This window comes from Micromonospora rhizosphaerae, assembly GCF_900091465.1.
In the GTDB taxonomy this organism is placed as follows: domain Bacteria; phylum Actinomycetota; class Actinomycetes; order Mycobacteriales; family Micromonosporaceae; genus Micromonospora; species Micromonospora rhizosphaerae.
Window position 1 is genome coordinate 1,791,167 of record NZ_FMHV01000002.1, and the last position, 15,756, is coordinate 1,806,922.

The 15,756-nt window shown below is 74.3% G+C and carries 11 protein-coding genes; 8 read left to right on the forward strand and 3 right to left on the reverse strand.

Going from position 1 to position 15,756, the window contains the following annotated elements; all coding sequences use genetic code 11:
- Positions 1-33: 33 nt before the first annotated feature.
- The 3 genes from GA0070624_RS08730 (at position 34) to GA0070624_RS08740 (ending at position 5,133) form a co-directional block, all read left to right on the forward strand.
- On the forward strand, positions 34-327 hold the full coding sequence (locus GA0070624_RS08730; RefSeq protein ID WP_091338723.1) for a hypothetical protein: 294 nt from the start codon (positions 34-36) through the stop codon (positions 325-327).
- Between the two features lie 214 nt (positions 328-541).
- Positions 542-3,037, forward strand: a complete 2,496-nt coding sequence (locus tag GA0070624_RS08735) for a putative bifunctional diguanylate cyclase/phosphodiesterase (RefSeq protein WP_176731992.1) — start codon at positions 542-544, stop codon at positions 3,035-3,037.
- A gap of 59 nt (positions 3,038-3,096) precedes the next feature.
- Positions 3,097-5,133 (forward strand): thioredoxin domain-containing protein, encoded by a 2,037-nt coding sequence (locus GA0070624_RS08740; RefSeq protein ID WP_091338732.1) that lies wholly within the window; start codon positions 3,097-3,099, stop codon positions 5,131-5,133.
- An 8-nt stretch (positions 5,134-5,141) separates the two neighbouring features.
- On the opposite strand, the gene GA0070624_RS08745 is transcribed toward GA0070624_RS08740, so the two are convergent.
- Entirely contained in the window at positions 5,142-5,792 is a 651-nt protein-coding gene (locus GA0070624_RS08745) for a pyridoxine/pyridoxamine 5'-phosphate oxidase (RefSeq protein WP_091348419.1), read from the reverse strand.
- A 10-nt stretch (positions 5,793-5,802) separates the two neighbouring features.
- Positions 5,803-6,435 (reverse strand): PadR family transcriptional regulator, encoded by a 633-nt coding sequence (locus GA0070624_RS08750; RefSeq protein WP_091338736.1) that lies wholly within the window; start codon positions 6,433-6,435, stop codon positions 5,803-5,805.
- 95 nt (positions 6,436-6,530) lie between these two features.
- Between GA0070624_RS08750 and GA0070624_RS08755 the strand changes: the two genes are divergently transcribed.
- The 5 genes from GA0070624_RS08755 (at position 6,531) to purE (ending at position 10,370) form a co-directional block, all read left to right on the forward strand.
- Complete coding sequence (locus tag GA0070624_RS08755) at positions 6,531-7,004, forward strand: hypothetical protein (protein ID WP_091338740.1); 474 nt, start codon at positions 6,531-6,533, stop codon at positions 7,002-7,004.
- A 137-nt stretch (positions 7,005-7,141) separates the two neighbouring features.
- Positions 7,142-7,768 (forward strand): PIG-L deacetylase family protein, encoded by a 627-nt coding sequence (locus GA0070624_RS08760; protein ID WP_141714962.1) that lies wholly within the window; start codon positions 7,142-7,144, stop codon positions 7,766-7,768.
- Positions 7,768-8,427 (forward strand): WbqC family protein, encoded by a 660-nt coding sequence (locus tag GA0070624_RS08765; protein ID WP_245719134.1) that lies wholly within the window; start codon positions 7,768-7,770, stop codon positions 8,425-8,427. The genes GA0070624_RS08760 and GA0070624_RS08765 overlap by 1 nt, the downstream gene beginning before the upstream one ends.
- A 167-nt stretch (positions 8,428-8,594) precedes the next feature.
- Entirely contained in the window at positions 8,595-9,782 is a 1,188-nt protein-coding gene (locus GA0070624_RS08770; protein ID WP_091338750.1) for a 5-(carboxyamino)imidazole ribonucleotide synthase, read from the forward strand.
- A 96-nt stretch (positions 9,783-9,878) separates the two neighbouring features.
- The gene (purE, locus tag GA0070624_RS08775) at positions 9,879-10,370 is read left to right on the forward strand and encodes a 5-(carboxyamino)imidazole ribonucleotide mutase (RefSeq protein ID WP_091338753.1); all 492 of its coding nucleotides are present in this window, start codon (positions 9,879-9,881) and stop codon (positions 10,368-10,370) included.
- Between the two features lie 439 nt (positions 10,371-10,809).
- Here the strand turns inward: purE and GA0070624_RS08780 are convergent, their stop codons facing one another.
- On the reverse strand, positions 10,810-15,714 hold the full coding sequence (locus tag GA0070624_RS08780; RefSeq protein ID WP_091338755.1) for an SCO7613 C-terminal domain-containing membrane protein: 4,905 nt from the start codon (positions 15,712-15,714) through the stop codon (positions 10,810-10,812).
- Between the last annotated feature and the right edge of the window lie 42 nt (positions 15,715-15,756).

Here is a 15,756-nt window from a genome sequence, read left to right on the forward strand (position 1 = left end):
CGCTGGTGGACAACCGCACATCGGAGGAACGCCATGCTGACCGCTGCCCAGGTGCTCGCGGAGAACAACTTCGGTGACACCCGCACGGGTAGTCTGGCCGGGCCGATGGGCCTCTTCCTCATCCTGCTGCTGGGCACCGCCACCGTCCTGCTGATCCGCAACATGAACGCCCGGCTGCGTCGACTGCCGGACCGGTTCCCCGAGCAGGCCGCTCCGGCCGACGGCGGGCGGACCGAGGCGGCGGTCGTCGATCCGGCAGACGGGACCGCGTCGCAGGAATCACCCACCAACGCTCCCAACGGCTCCCAGCAGCGCCGAAACGGGTAGTCAACGCATGATTCACGTCGAAGCCGGTCGTCGCCCCCTGTTGCGACCACCGGCTTTGGCTTAGCCTTCCGCCGGGGGACCAAAAGTCCCCGAGCCGTGCGCGGAAGGGGGCGCCGATGACCATCGTGACCGCGGCCCCCCGCCGTGAGCTCGCACCGTCGGCAGCCGGAGTGGATCCGTGACCCCCGGCGGCGACGACCATCCGCCCGATCGGCTGGGCCTGCGGGGGACCCCGCCCCGGGTGCTCCTGCTGACCGCCGTCGTCACGGTCGCCGCCCTGGCGGCCGCCGTGGTGGGCCTGACCGTTCCCGTGTCGCTCCCCCCGGACGACCCGCTCCCGGCGCCCGCCCGCTTCGGCGTCGCCGTCGCCGTGTTCGCCGCCGCCCAGCTCGCCCGGCTCCAGTTTCGCACCGCGGCCGGGATGGTCAGCATCACCTGGGGCGAGGCTGCCCTCATCATCTGCCTCTACCTGGTGCCGGCCGGCTGGCTGCCGGCGGCGGCGTTGCTCGGCACCGGGATCGCCTGGACGGCCATGTCCCTGCTCGCGGACCGTCGGCCCGTGGTCGAACTCGTCCGCATCGCCACCTCGCTGACCGCCGCCACCGCGCTCGCCGTCGCGGTGGCCGGCGCGCTGGGGCAGCCGCTGCTCGCCGCGCCGACCCCGGCGCTCGCGCTGGCGCTGAGCGCCGGCTCGGTGACGTACCTGCTCGCGACCGCCTGGCTCGGTGGGGCGTCCCTGGCGCTGCGGCACGGCGTCCCGATCGGACCGCCGCTGCTCGCCGCGCTCCGCGGCAAGCTGCTCATGTTCGTCGGCAACGTGGCCGTCGGCCTGGTGGTCGTCGCGCTGCTGGAGATCGACGCCCGCTGGCTGCTGCTGCTCCCGCCGCCGCTCTGGTTGCTTCAGCAGACCTACCGCCACCGGCTCCGGGCTGACCAGGAGCGGCGCACGTGGCAGGCGTTCGCGGAGGCCACGGCCGCGCTCAACCAGCTCGACGAGCGTCGGGTCGCCACCGCCGCCGTCACCGGTGCCCGCAGCCTGTTCGGCGCCGATCTGGTCGATGTGGACGTGGCCCGGGGCGACGGCCGGTGGCGGTGCTACCGGGCAGACCTGGGTGGTCAGGTGCGCGACCGTGAGGTGGAGGCGCCGGGGCGTACCGAGCCGAGCGAGCACGAGCTGGTCCGCTCGCTGACCGTGGGCAGCGTCGTGGTTGGCGAGCTGCGGGTCCACTTTCCCCGGTCCGCCCCGCCCACCGCCCGGGAACGGGACGCCGTTGCCGCCTTCGGGGACGCCCTGGCCGCCGCGCTGCACGACGCCGCGACCCACCGCGAGCTGCGGCTGGTCACCGCGCGTTCCTCGTACGAGGCGGTGCACGACCAGCTCACCGGGCTGGCCAACCGGGCCGCCATGTTGAGCAAGGGCGACCAGGCGCTGCGGCAGCTCGCCCACAACCACCCGGTCGCGCTGCTGCTCCTCGACATCAATCAGTTCAAAGAGGTCAACGACACGCTCGGGCACGCGGCCGGTGACCAGCTGCTGCGGCTGACCGCCAGCCGGTTGCGGGCGCTCGCCCGCCCGGGGGACCTCCTCGCGCGCCTCGGCGGCGACGAGTTCGCCCTGCTGTTGACCACGGTGCCGGTGGTCGGCAACCGGACCGCCCCGATGGCGTACGCGCTGCGGCAGGCCCGGGAGATCGCCGAGCGGCTCGCCGCACCGACCGAGGTGTCCGGGGTGCGGATGTCCGTCGAGGTCTCCGTCGGGGTGGTGGTCGCCGACGCCGGCACCGCCGACCTGACCGAGCTGCTGCGTCGGGCCGACATCGCGATGTACCAGGCGAAGGAGGGCGGCGGCAGCGTCGCCGCGTACGAAAGCTCCCGGGACGCCGCGAGTACCGACCAGCTGGCGCTGCTCGCGGAGCTGCGGGAGGCCCTGGATGCCGATGACCAGCTCGTGCTGGCCCTCCAGCCGGCGGTGGACCTGACCACCGGCGCCCCGACCGGGGTGGAGGCGCTGATCCGCTGGCGGCACCCGCGGCGTGGCTGGCTCGGCCCGGCCGACTTCATCCGGCCGGTGGAGAACAGCGAGCAGCTCGGCGCCTTCACCCGGTACGTGCTGGACAAGGCGCTCGCCGTCGCCGCCGACTGGGCCCGTCAGGGGCTCGACGTGCCGATCTCGGTGAACCTCTCGGCGCGTAGCCTGCTCGATCCCCGGCTGCCGGCGGAGATTGCCGAGGCGCTGCGCCGGCACCAGGTGCCGCCGCGCCGGTTGGTCCTGGAGATCACCGAGACCGTCGTGATGAGCGAACTGGAAATCATCGACGAGGTGCTCGCCACGCTTCGGTCGATGGGAGTGCGGCTCTCGGTCGACGACTTCGGCACCGGGTTCTCGTCGCTGACCTTCCTGACCCGGATCGCCGTGGACGAGCTCAAGGTCGACCGCTCCTTCGTGATCCGGATGGTCGACTCGCCGGAGGCGGCGGCGATCGTCCGGACCACCGTCGGGCTCGCCCATGAGCTGGGGCTGCGGGTGGTGGCCGAGGGGGTGGAGACCGCCGAGCAGCGGTCCGCCCTGGCCGAGTTGGGCTGCACGGCCGCCCAGGGCTACCACTTCTTCAAGCCGATGCCGGCGGACAAGATCGGCGCGGTGCTGGGGTCGCTGCTCGACTCTGCCCAGGGCAACGTCTTCCCGCTTCGCGCCGACGGCGCCTCCTGACCCGCCGCCGACCCCTGGAGCGCCCGGCGGGGACGCCTGCTGCTGGTTATGGTCGTCGGGTGAACCGACTCGCGAACGCCACCTCGCCCTACCTGCTTCAGCACGCCAACAACCCGGTGGACTGGTGGCCCTGGTGCGACGAGGCGTTCGCCGAGGCGAAGCGGCGGGATGTGCCGGTGATCATCTCGATCGGCTACGCGGCCTGCCACTGGTGTCACGTGATGGCGCACGAGTCGTTCGAGAACGACGGCGTCGCCGAACTGATGAATGACAGCTTCGTGTCGATCAAGGTGGACCGCGAGGAGCGGCCGGACGTCGACGCGGTCTACATGACCGCCACCCAGGCGATGACCGGGCAGGGCGGCTGGCCGATGACCGTCTTCGCCACCCCGGACGGCACGCCGTTCTTCTGCGGCACCTACTTCCCCCGGGCCAACTTCATCCGGCTGCTGGGCTCGGTCGTCACCGCGTGGCGGGACCAGCGGGAGGACGTGCTCCGGCAGGGCGCCGCGGTGGTCGAGGCGATCGGCGGCGCCCAGGCCGTGGGGGGCCTGACCGCGCCGCTCACCGCCGACCTGCTCGACGCCGCGGCCGGCCAGCTCGCCACGGAGTACGACCAGACCAACGGCGGGTTCGGCGGGGCGCCGAAGTTTCCGCCCCACATGAACCTGCTCTTCCTGCTCCGCCACCACCAGCGCACCGGCTCGGAGCGGAGTCTGGAGATGGTCCGGCACACCTGCGAGGCGATGGCCCGCGGCGGCATCCACGACCAGCTCGCCGGCGGCTTCGCCCGCTACTCCGTGGACGCGCACTGGACCGTGCCGCACTTCGAGAAGATGCTCTACGACAACGCGCTGCTGCTGCGGGTCTACACCCAGCTCTGGCGGCTCACCGGCGACCCGCTGGCCCGGCGGGTGGCTCGGGACACCGCGCGGTTCCTCGCCGACGAGCTGCACCGGCCCGGGGAGGGTTTCGCCTCGGCGCTGGACGCGGACACCGAGGGCGTGGAGGGGCTCACCTACGTCTGGACGCCGGCCCAGCTGGTCGAGGTGCTGGGGGAGGAGGACGGCCGGTGGGCCGCCGACCTTTTCGCCGTCACCGACGAGGGCAGCTTTGAGGGCGGCACCAGCGTGCTGCGGCTGGCTCGGGACATCGACGACGCCGACCCGGCGGTGCGTCGGCGCTGGCAGGACGTCGTCGGCCGGCTGCTGGCCGCGCGGGACAACCGGCCCCAGCCGGCCCGCGACGACAAGGTGGTGGCCGCCTGGAACGGCCTGGCGATCACCGCGATCGCCGAGTTCCAGCAGGTCGTCGCCCTGTACGCGTCGCCCGAGGACGAGGACGTGAACCTGATGGAGGGCGTCACCATCGTCGCCGACGGCGCCATGCGGGACGCGGCAGAGCATCTGGCGGGGGTGCACATCGTGGACGGCCGGCTGCGCCGGGTCTCCCGGGACAAGGCGGTCGGCGAGCCGGCCGGCGTGCTGGAGGACTACGGCTGCGTCGCCGAGGCGTTCTGCGCGCTGCACCAGCTCACCGGCGAGGGGCGCTGGCTGGAACTGGCCGGTCAGCTCCTCGAGGTCGCGCTGGCCCGGTTCGCCGCCCCGGACGGCGGGTTCTTCGACACTGCCGACGACGCCGAGCGGCTGGTCACCCGGCCGGCCGACCCGACCGACAACGCCACCCCCGCGGGGCGCTCCGCCATCGTGGCGGCGCTGGTCGCGTACGCGGCGCTGAGCGGGCAGGTGCGTTACCGGGAGGCCGCCGAGGCGGCCCTGTCGACCGTGGCGCCGCTCGTCAGCCGGCACGCCCGGTTCACCGGGTACGCGGCGGCGGTCGGCGAGGCACTGCTCTCCGGGCCGTACGAGATCGCCGTGGTCACCGACGATCCGGCCGGTGATCCGCTGGTCGCCGCGGCGCACCGGCACGCGCCGCCCGGGGCGGTGGTCGTGGCGGGCCGGACCGACCAGCCGGGGGTGCCGCTCCTCGCCGACCGGCCGACCCTCGACGACCGGCCCACCGCGTACGTCTGCCGGGGTTTCGTCTGCGACCGGCCGGTGACCTCCGTCGACGACCTGGTCGCGCAGCTGCGCTGATCCGGGGGTCAGGGCCAGAGCAGCTCCCGCTCCCACCCGTGGTCGGTCCGCCGGTAGCGCAGCCGGACGTGCCGGCGCTCGGGGTCGGCCTGCCAGAACTCGACCGTCTCCGGCGCCACCGCGTACACGGTGTGTGACTCGGCGACCAGGCCGGGTTCGGCGGCCAGCCGGGCGCGCACGTCGGCCAGCTCCCGGTCCAGCTCGGCCCGGTCGGTGAGGACGGCGCTCTGCCGACCGGCCAGGGTGGCGATCCGGGAGCCCTCCGGCCGGGCCAGGAAGTCCTGCCGGGAAACGTCCGGGTCGGCCGGCACGGTGGTGCCGCGTACCCGGACCTGGCGGCCCTGCTCCCGCCAGTGGAAGCTGAGCGCGACCCGAGGATTCGTGGCGAGCTGGCGTCCCTTGGCGCTGACCGAGCTGGTCGCGAAGTGCCAGCCCGTGGCGTCGAGGTCCTTGAGGATCAGCACCCGGGCGTCCGGCGCGCCGTCGGCGTCGACGGTCGACAGGGTCATCGCGTGCGGTTCGTCCACGCCGGCGGCCACGGCCTCGGCGAGCCAGTCGGCGAAGAGCGCCGTCGGCTCCGCCGGCACGGTGGCCGGGTCGAAGGAGGGCATCTGTTGGGCCAGCACCGGCAGGGCGCGAAGCATCTCGCGGGTGGTCATCATCCCACGATCATCCCAGCCGCCGACTCCGCTCGCCTCGGCGCGGGTTGCCGCCGTCGGCCGCCGGTCCGCTTGCGGCGTCGCTCCGAGCATCCTCGGGGGCGGCCGTCGGGCCGCGCAGCGCGGGTGGCAGGGCGTCGAACCAGTCGAGCGCCGCCCGCTCGTACGCCAGGCCGAAGCGCAGGGTGGCCACCGAGTACGGGTCGACGGCGGCCGCGTCGGCCGGCAGCGCGGCGGCGACCTGCTCGTACCCGGCCAGCCGCTCGGCATGGGCGGCCCGGTGCTGAGCGAGGAAGTCGGCCAGCCGGCCCGGCGGCAGGTGCCGGCCGAAGAGCACGGTGAGCAGCAGGGGGAACCGGATGGTCTCCTCGGCCGGCGGTCGGGCGGCCCATTCGGCGAAGGCGGCCCGGCCGGCGTCGGTGATCTCGTACGGCTGCCGGTCGCGGCGGCCGCGCTCGCCCGCCCGGACAAGTCCGGCCGTGCCCATCGCGGCCAGCTCCCGGTAGACCTGGCTCTGCGTCAGCGACCAGAACGCGCCGATCCGCTGCTCCGCGACCGCCACCAGGTCCCACCCGGTCATCGGACCGTCGTGCAGGAAGCCGAGCAGCGAGGCGGCGGTGGCGTTCAACGGCCGGGTGGTCATGGCGGACTCCTTCGATTTCACTTGACATCCCATTGTGTCAGGTTGGAGGATGAAACGCATCGACCTCCCACAGTGGGATGTCAGGGGAGGGCGTCATGCACACCGTTCTCGTCCTGATCCACGCCGTCAGCGGCACCATCGGGCTGCTGCTCGCCCTGCCGGTGCTGCTCGCCCCGAAGCGCCGGGGCCGGCACACCCTGCTCGGCCGGGTCTACGCGGGGGCCGCCGTCGGCCTGAGCCTGAGCGCCTTCGGCCTCTTCGCCTTCGACCCGGCCCGGCTCTGGGGGCTGGCCCTCCTGGGTGCGTTGACCCTCGGCTGGCTGGTCGGCGGGCTCTGGTTCGCCCGCCGCCGCCCGCGCGGCCTCGGCGGCCGGGGCTGGCGGATCTGGCACCTCAACCTGATGGGCAGCACCGTGATCGCCTTCGTCACCGGGTTCGCGGTGCAGATGACCGACGGCAACCCCGTCGCCTGGCTGGCGCCCACCGTGATCGGCTCGGTCCTGATCGCCCGCCGGACCGCCCGTGAGGTGACCCGCGGCCCCCGCCGCGTCGTAGTGGAAGCCGGCTGACAGCCGAGCTGCGGTTGCGCCCGAGAAGGGCCTGATGGGCTTTCCGTCCGGTTCTGCGCGAATTGCGGGTATTGTGGCGACGAGGTCGCATCGCCGACCCGCAGCTCACCCAGCGCATCAGACCTGATGGAGGAACGTTGTCCGATCTCGTGATTCTGGCTCCGCACATGGACGACGAGACGCTCGGCTGTGGCGGTCTCCTCGCGCTCGCCAGCGACCCCCTTGTGGTCTTCGCCGTCCGTACGAACGTGCCCGACAGCGACATCGACGAGGTCGCACAGCTGCTGGGTTTCCGCTACAAGGTGCTCTATGAAAAGGAGTACGACTCCAGACTGCAGCAGGTCGACCGGTCGGAGCTGATCCGCCGGTTCGAGGACGTGCTGCACGACGAACGACCCCAGCAGGTGCTGATCCCCGAGCCGTCCTATCACCAGGACCACGTCACCGTGTATGAGTGCGGCATCGCCGCGACCCGTCCCTTGTCGCGCCGCGGCTACACCGCGCCGTTTGTGGCGACGTACGAGTATCCCGGTTCGGCGTGGAGCCGCAGCGGGCGCGAGTCGGAGCTGAACTACTTCGTCGACACCACCGGCGTGCACAAGCTCAAGCTGGATGCAATCACCGTTTACGAACGGTCGCAGCAGGGCCGGGACATGGTGACCCGGGAGGTGGTGGACGCGTGGGCGCGTCTGCGCGGCGAGGCCGTGGGACTCCCCTTCGCCGAGGGATTCCGGGTGCTACGCCAGGTGGCGCCGTGCGGGTGATGATTCTCCAGCCGACGTACTGGGCCCGGTGCCATTTCTGGAACCGTTACCTGAACGCCGATGTGTTCGTCTGGCTGGATCATGTGCAGTTCGCGCGGTCGCGCACCAAGTGGGAGGACCGCACGGTCGTGGAGTCGCGCGCCGGAGAGCCCATCTGCCTGCGCCTGCCGCTGCGGGGCACGCGTAACGTGCCGTGGCGGGATGCGGGCCTTAACGACGGGTGGCGCAAACACGGTCTCACGATGCGCCACTGCTACGGCAAGGCCATCGGTTGGCACGAGCTCGAGCCCGCAATGGACGCGGTGTACGGCTCGGAGGTCAGCCGTATCGAGGAGGTGTGCTGGCGGAGCTTCGAGCAGGTGACGAAGCTTTTCGGGAATCCCACGCGGGTAGTGCGCAGCTCGACGCTCAATCCGGTTTCGGCCAAGGGCGAGCTGATGCTGGAGCTCGTCCAGCGGGTCGGCGGCACCCGATACGTCACCGGCGAGCCAGGGGCGACGTACCTCGACCAGGAGGCGTTCCGGCGCGCCGGCGTCGAAATCGAGATCCAGCGCTGGACGGCGCCGCGCACCGGCCGAGGGCTCAGCAACCCGTCGGTCGTGCATCTGATCGCTGAGCACGGTGCCGCCGCGGCGGTCAAGATGCTCCGCGCGGCTTGACCCGCAGCGGACGCCGGACGATCACCGGGAGCGCCGGGACGGTCGGTCGGCGTCCGGCGAAGCCGGCCACCATCGAGGATTTGCCCGTCCTACCGTCGTGCCAGTCGGCGGCCGGTCCGGCCCTCGCCGACGGTGGGCGTCGGTTTCCCGGATAGTCTGGGGCCGCTATGGATTCCCGTACCGGACTGCCTGTTGTCGGCATGGTGGGCGGAGGGCAGCTGGCCCGGATGACCCACCAGGCCGCGATCGCCCTCGGCCAGTCGCTGCGCGTGCTGGCACTCGCCCCGGACGACGGCGCCGCGCTGGTCGCGGCCGACGTCCAGTACGGCGACCACACCGACCTGGCCGCGCTGCGCACCTTCGCCAAGGGCTGCGACGTGGTCACCTTCGACCACGAGCACGTGCCGACCGAGCACCTCCGCACCCTCGCCGACGAGGGGGTGAAGCTCTTCCCATCGGCCGACGCGCTGCTGCACGCGCAGGACAAGCGGATCATGCGGGAGCGGCTCGGTGAGCTGGGCGCCCCGAACCCCGCCTGGCGGCCGGTCACCGAGCCCGCCGACCTGGTCGGCTTCGGCGACGAGATCGGCTGGCCGGTGGTGCTGAAGGCGGCCCGGGGCGGCTACGACGGCCGGGGCGTCTGGATGGTCGAGGACGCGACGCAGGCGGCCGAGCTGGCCGGCACGCTGCTCGCCGGCGGCACCTCGCTGATCGTGGAGGCGCGGGTGCCGCTGCGCCGGGAGCTGGCGGTGCAGGTCGCGCGGTCGCCGTTCGGGCAGGTGGCGGCGTACCCGGTGGTGGAGACCGTGCAGCGGGACGGCATCTGCGTGGAGGTGCTCGCCCCCGCCCCCGGCCTGTCGGAGGAGCTGGCGGTCGCCGCCCAGCAGCTCGCCATCGACCTGGCCACCGCGCTCGGCGTGGTCGGCCTGCTCGCGGTCGAGCTGTTCGAGGTGACCGACGCGACCGGCCGGCCGGCGATCGTGGTCAACGAGCTGGCGATGCGCCCGCACAACTCGGGGCACTGGACCATCGAGGGGGCCCGCACGTCGCAGTTCGAGCAGCACCTGCGCGCCGTGCTCGACTACCCGATGGGGGACACCTCGCTGACCGCGCCCGTCGTGGTGATGGCGAACGTGCTCGGCGGCGAGCCGGGCGGGATGTCGATCGACGAGCGGCTGCACCACCTCTTCGCGGCCGAGCCCGGTGCCAAGGTGCACCTGTACGGCAAGCAGGTGCGGCCGGGCCGCAAGATCGGGCACGTCACGGTGCTCGGCGACGACCTGGCGGACGTCCGGGCGCGGGCCGCGCGAGCCGCCCGCCGGCTCCGGGAGGGTGACGGTGAGCGCGAGGAGTGAGCTTGCGAGCCCCGCAGTCGCGAACGAGAGGCGGGCCCGGTGAGCGCGAGGAGTGAGCTTGCGAGCCCCGCAGTCGGCGAACGAAAGGCGGGCCCGGTGAGCACCGTCGGTCTCATCATGGGCAGCGACTCCGACTGGCCGGTCATGAAGGCCGCCGCGGAGGCGCTGGACGAGTTCGAGGTGCCCTACGAGGTCGGCGTCGTCTCCGCGCACCGGACCCCGGTCAAGATGATCGAGTACGGCCGTGCCGCCGCCGGCCGGGGCGTCAAGGTGATCATCGCCGGGGCGGGTGGGGCCGCCCACCTGCCCGGCATGGTCGCCTCAGTCACCCCGCTGCCGGTGATCGGCGTGCCGGTCCCGCTGAAGTACCTCGACGGGATGGACTCCCTGCTGTCCATCGTGCAGATGCCGGCCGGCGTCCCGGTGGCCACCGTGTCGATCGGCAATGCGCGCAACGCCGGGCTGCTCGCCGTGCGCATCCTGGCCGCCTCGGACCCGGCGCTGCTCGAGCGGATGGCCGTGTACCAGGCGAGCCTGGAGGAGTTGGTCGCCGAGAAGGACGCCGCCCTGCGCGCCACCCTCGGCTGAGGCTGTCCCCCGCCGCCTGCGCGGGCGGGGGGCCGCGGGATGGGCGGCGGGACTGCGACTCGGCGGGGCTCGCGACGTGAGTGACATCGGTGGCGGAATTACTCATCGTGGTCGGCGTGTCGGCACCCCGAGCCTCCCATACCGCCTTGCTCTGCTGCCCTCCACGCAACACATCCCCTGAGCTCGTGTTTCCTGTTCGTTCAGAAGCCGAGGCGCGGGGGCAGCGTTCACCATCGGTAGCTGTTGCGTGGGCTGCAGCAGAGCAAAGGGCGGTACGAGGTGGCTGACTACCTCCCTGGCCGACACCGACAGTGACAGGCGCGGACCCGCGGAGTGAGCTGCGGAGGCAGCTCAACCAGCCGGACCCCTCTGCCGGCGGTCACGCTCGTAGCCGGACCCCTCTGCCCGACCGCGACGGTGGTCCAATGACCCTCCGTTCTCACCTCATGCCGCGCAGCGCCGTCTGCAGGCGTTCCTGGGCCCGGCGGCGGCGCTCGTTGCTGGCGCCGAGCACCAGCAGCAGGAAGCCGAACGGGATCAGCACCAGCCACGGCCCGAGGCTGACCAGGGCGTGCACCGCCGCGATCGCGGTGACCGTGGCGCCGACGATCACCGGTGCCTGCTGCCGGCTCGTCGAGCCGAAGATCAGCACCGCTACGGCGCCGAGCAGCAGCAGCACCTGCCGCAGCATGCTGGTGTCGGTCGCCAGCACGATCGCCAGGGTCGGCAGGAACGCGGCGACCAGCGCCGGCCCGTACGCCACCCAGCTCGACAGGTCGGGCCGGTGGCGCAGTTCCAGCAGCCCGACCAGCAGGGCGAGCACGGCGAACGGGAGCGTGTACGCCTCGGGCAGCGCCACGTCGGCCACCCGCATCAGGATCCACCAGGCACTGATCTCGCATCCCACCACCGCCCAGAACAGGATCCGCCGCTCCACGGGCCGTCGGCCCGGCCGGCTGGCGGCCACCCCGAGGACCGCGCCCCAGGCGGCCAGCAGCGCGGCGATGTGCCGGGGCGAGTCGAACGCGAGGGCCAGGGCGATGAGCGCGGCGGCGTAGCCGCTCCACTCCACGGTGGCCGCCTCCCGGTACGCCTCGGGCTGGCGCAGCCGGGGCAGGGTCGCGGCGAAGACCTGCAGGGCCGCCCCGACCGCCAGCACCCCGAACGCCGACCAGACCGCCGCCAGCCCGGCCACCAGGCCCAGGGTGAGCACGAAGAGCTCGGCCATCAGCGAGGCGAAGAGCCAGCCGAGGATGCGGGCCCGCTGGGTGGTGCCGAAGAGCGCGGCGACCGTGCCGACGCCGACCGCCCCGCCCAGGGTGAACAGCGTCAGCTCCCGGGTGGCGAGGCTGCCGGCCAGCCCGGCGCCCCCGGCGGCCAGCCCGATCGCGAAGACCAGCACCCGGGTCACCCGCAACGACCGGGCTGGCTCGACCAGCAGCGGGGGTGGGGTCAGGGCCAGCCCGAGCATCGAGATGGTGAAGACCGCCAGCCCGGCCAGCACAGTCTCCGGCCAGCCGTGACCGAGCGCCGCCGGTGTGATCAGCAGGGTGACCGCCGCGCCGGGCAGCACCACCGGCACGGCCCGGGACCGTCGCCCGCCGCTGAACCCGGTGGCGGCGAGCGCGGCGGTCGCGGTGAGCAGCAGCGCGGTCAGCACGTGCGTCCGGCCGACGGCGTCGGCCGGCGGGGTGAGCAGCTCCGGCGGCGGCCCCTGCCAGATCCGGGACAGCGACCGGAACGGCTCGACCAGGGCGACCACCAGCGGTGGCGCCAGCGACACCAGCGCGAGGGCGGTGGGCAGCACCGCCGCGGCCAGCGCGCCGGCGGCCGGGCTGACCCGCCAGCGCAGCTGGGTGCCGTCGTCCGGGAGCCGGCGCAGCGCCCCGTCCAGCAGCACCGACCAGCGCCGGACCGGCTGGGCGGAGCCGGCGGGTGGCGTGGTGACGGCCCGGACCAGCTCGGCGAGCACGCCCAGCAGCGCCGCGGCGGCCGCATACACCCCGGCGGGCAGGCCGGTGCCGATGGCGACCAGCGCGCTGACCGTCGCGGCGCCGACCACGGCCGCGCTCGCGTACGGGAGATACGCCGGGACCTGACGGCGGACCACCGCCACCACGGCCAGGCCGAGGCTGGACGCGGCCAGCGCGGCGGTGAGCACCACTTCCGCCGAGCGGCCGGACTCGGCGGCCAGGGCGGCGACCGCGCCGGGAAGGGCGAGCAGGGCGGCGCCCGCGGCCGCACCCCCGACCTGTACCAGGTGCGGCGGCATCCCCTCGGTCTCGATATCCTCGACCAGCGGCGGCGCGAGCACCCGGGCCAGGGCGGCCACCACCACCCCGATCAGCGCGATGCTGCCGAGCGCCAGGGCGGTGGTCCACGGGCGGACCAGCCCGGCGCCGGTCGCGTGTAGGGCGACCACCCCGGCCACCGTGGCCCGGGACAGCGCCGCCCGGGGATCGACCGCGGCCACCGCCGCCATGCCGTAGACCGTGGCGACCGCCGCCCCCACCAGCACCGGCGACCACCAGGGCAGGTCGAAGGCGGCCGGGGTGCCGATGGTGGCCAGCACGACGGCCGCGCCGGCCACGTCATACTTCCACGGTGGCGGCAGCAGGATGCCGGCGGCGACGGCCAGCAGCGCCAGCGCGACCGGGGCCTGCCAGGTCTCCCCGCCGGTCGGCGCGGCCGGCCAGCCGGTGAGGTCGCCCGCCCAGATCGGACCGGGGGTGGCGAGCACCCCGACCCCGCCGCGCAGCGCGCTCCAGCCGGCGATCAGCCCGATCAGGGTGGCGCCGATCGCGGTGCCGAGGACCGGTCCGCGCCGCCACTCCTGCGGCAGCGCCCGGACCGCCACGGTGACCACCAGGACCAGCGCGGCGGCCACCACGAGCTGACCGCCGGGGGCCAGCACGGCGGCGATCCGGACCAGGGTGGCGATCAGCGCCGCGGTGGTCGCGGCGGCGGCCAGGTCGGAGCCGTCCAGGGTGAGGTCGGAGCGGCGACCCCGGTCGATGGACGGGGCGAGGAAGAGCAGCACCGCGGCAACCAGCAGCAGCGCACCCACCCAGGCGTCGGCGGTGGTGGTCCCGGGGGCCCCGAACGCGGCCGCGGCGACCGCCAGCGCGCCCAGCCCGGTGCCGACCGCGTGCGGCAGGCTGATGTGCCGCTCCGCCACCTGGAGGATGGCGGCGTACCCGAGGGTGACGCAGACCCCGAGAAAGCTCGCCGCCAGCACCGCGACGGTGACGTCGCGCAGGCTGGCCGGGGTGGGCGTCGGGTCGGTCGGCACGGTGGCGGCGACGAACGCGGCCACCGCCCCCGGCAGCGCGAACGCCGCGCCGCCGGCCGCCCAGCCGGAGAGCGCGTCCGCCGGGCTCGGTGCGGGCCGGGCCCGGGGCGCCAGCGAGATCAGCGCGCCGGCGATGAAGAGGGTGACCAGGGCGGCGGTGGTCAACGCCGGGCGGGCGAGCGCCGCCCCGGCCCCGACGAGGCCCAGCGCGGCCGCGGTGACTGCGTGCACCTGCGCGGATCGTTCGGTGCCCACGGAGAGCCCGAGCAGGCCAATGCCCACCGCGGTCAGCAGCATCGGCCAGGGGGCGGTCGCCCAGCCCAGCCCGAGGGAGGCCGGCACGGCGAGCGCGGTCAACGCCGCCCCGACCACCGCGAAGTCCCGACGGATCTCCGGCGGCAGGGCCAGCACCGCGGCGATGGTGAGCAGGAAGGCGCTGGCGGCCAGTTGCCACGCGGCCGGACCGACCGCGGCCGACAGTACGGCGTGCCACCGGTCCAGGTCCGCCGCCCAGGCGGGCAGCGCGGCGCGGACCGGGGCCAGCCCGGCCCGTAGCGCGCCACCGGCGACCACCAGGCCGCTGACCGTCAGCGCCACGGCCGAGGCCAGCTGGGGCCCGCGCCGGGCCCACTCCGGTACGGCCCGCACGGCCACCCCGGTGAGCGTGATGACGGCCGCGATGAGCAGCAGGGACCGGCCGGGGAGGGCGACCGAGGCGACCCGGCCGAGCGCGCCGATGACGGCGAGGGTGACGATGCCGGCGCCGACGTCGGGCAGCGGCGGTCGACGTAGCACCAGCGTGCCGGCCAGCCCGACCAGTGCGGCGAGCAGCAGCACGGCAGCCGCTCGGGCGGCGGCCGGCACCGTGTCGGCGCGCAGCAGCGCGGTGACCGCGTACGCCAGGGCGACGGCGACCATCCCGCCGTGCAGCACCCAGGTCAGCTCGGGCAGCCAGGGCACCGGGCGGGCCGGCTCGGGCGTCGAATCGGCGGCGTCCGCCGCGAGCACCTCGTCGGCCTCCTCGGGATCCGCCTCCGGCCGGCCCTCGGCGGAGCGCTGCCGGGGCGGGGTCGGCGCCGGTGGTGGGGCGGGGAGGTCCTGGCGGACCGGTCGCTCGACGACCACCGTCGAGCGGGCCAGGCCGAGGTCGACGACGGCGACCACGGTCAGCACCAGCGCCCAGCCGGCCGGCCCGGCGATCCCGTCGTACGCCAGCAGCGGCAGCACCGGTTGGGCGGCGAGCACCGTGGCGAACCGGGGTGCGCGCAGCCCGGTCCAGCGGGCGTACCCGAAGGCCACCACGGTGGTCGCCGCGAAGATGGACCCGGCGAAGACCGAGCCCGAGGCGGCGCCGCCGACCCGGTCGACCGCCCAGAGCGCGTACCCGGCCAGCGGTACCAGCAGCAGACCGACCGCGGCGATCGTCTCGGCGGTCGAGGTGAGCCCCCGCCGGGCCAGCACCGGCGGGGCGAGCAGCATCAGCACCGTCGCGACCAGCAGCACGCCGAGCCGGGCCAGCGCGTCCATCGAGCTGGTCGCGACCGCGGCGAAGACCACCGCGGCGACGCCGAGCAGCAGCGCGCCGAGCCCGAGCGGGATGTTCTGCACCTCTCGCGAGGAGGCCTCCGGCGGGTGCTCCGGGTCGTCGACGTCGAGCCAGTGCGCGGTGGACCGGGGCGGCGGTGGCGGGCCATCCTCCTGGCCGGGCGGCGCGGTGCCCTGCCGGGGCACCCGGGGCGGCGCGCCGGTGGCGGCCGTCGGTGGGCGCCGGCCGGGACGCCGGCGTAACACCCGGCGGGGCCGGGTGGTCTGCTTCAGCCGCTCCTCACCGGCGTGCGCGAGGATGTCCCGCTGGAAGAGGGCGGCCTGCATCTTGGCGGCGATCTGCCGCTGCTCGGCGAGGATGGCGGCCTCGCGGGCCTTCATTTCGGCGATGGAGCGCTCGATCTCCGCCACGTGCTCGATCCACTGAGGCTGGTCCGCGCCGCAGTGCGGGCACTGGGCGGCCGGCTTGATCTCCTGGCCGCACGAGGCGCACTTGTAGCTCTGCACGACACCCCTCCGTCCGGCCGGCCCGCACTGTGGACCTCCACT

Excerpts from the sequence above, each read along its gene's own strand:
- GA0070624_RS08730 (WP_091338723.1), top strand. The coding sequence starts at position 34 with ATGCTGACCGCTGCCCAGGTGCTCGCGGAGAACAACTTCGGTGACACC.
- GA0070624_RS08745 (WP_091348419.1), bottom strand. The coding sequence starts at position 5,792 with ATGACCACCCGCGAGATGCTTCGCGCCCTGCCGGTGCTGGCCCAACAG.
- GA0070624_RS08750 (WP_091338736.1), bottom strand. The coding sequence starts at position 6,435 with ATGACCACCCGGCCGTTGAACGCCACCGCCGCCTCGCTGCTCGGCTTC.
- GA0070624_RS08755 (WP_091338740.1), top strand. The coding sequence starts at position 6,531 with ATGCACACCGTTCTCGTCCTGATCCACGCCGTCAGCGGCACCATCGGG.
- GA0070624_RS08765 (WP_245719134.1), top strand. The coding sequence starts at position 7,768 with ATGATTCTCCAGCCGACGTACTGGGCCCGGTGCCATTTCTGGAACCGT.
- GA0070624_RS08770 (WP_091338750.1), top strand. The coding sequence starts at position 8,595 with ATGGATTCCCGTACCGGACTGCCTGTTGTCGGCATGGTGGGCGGAGGG.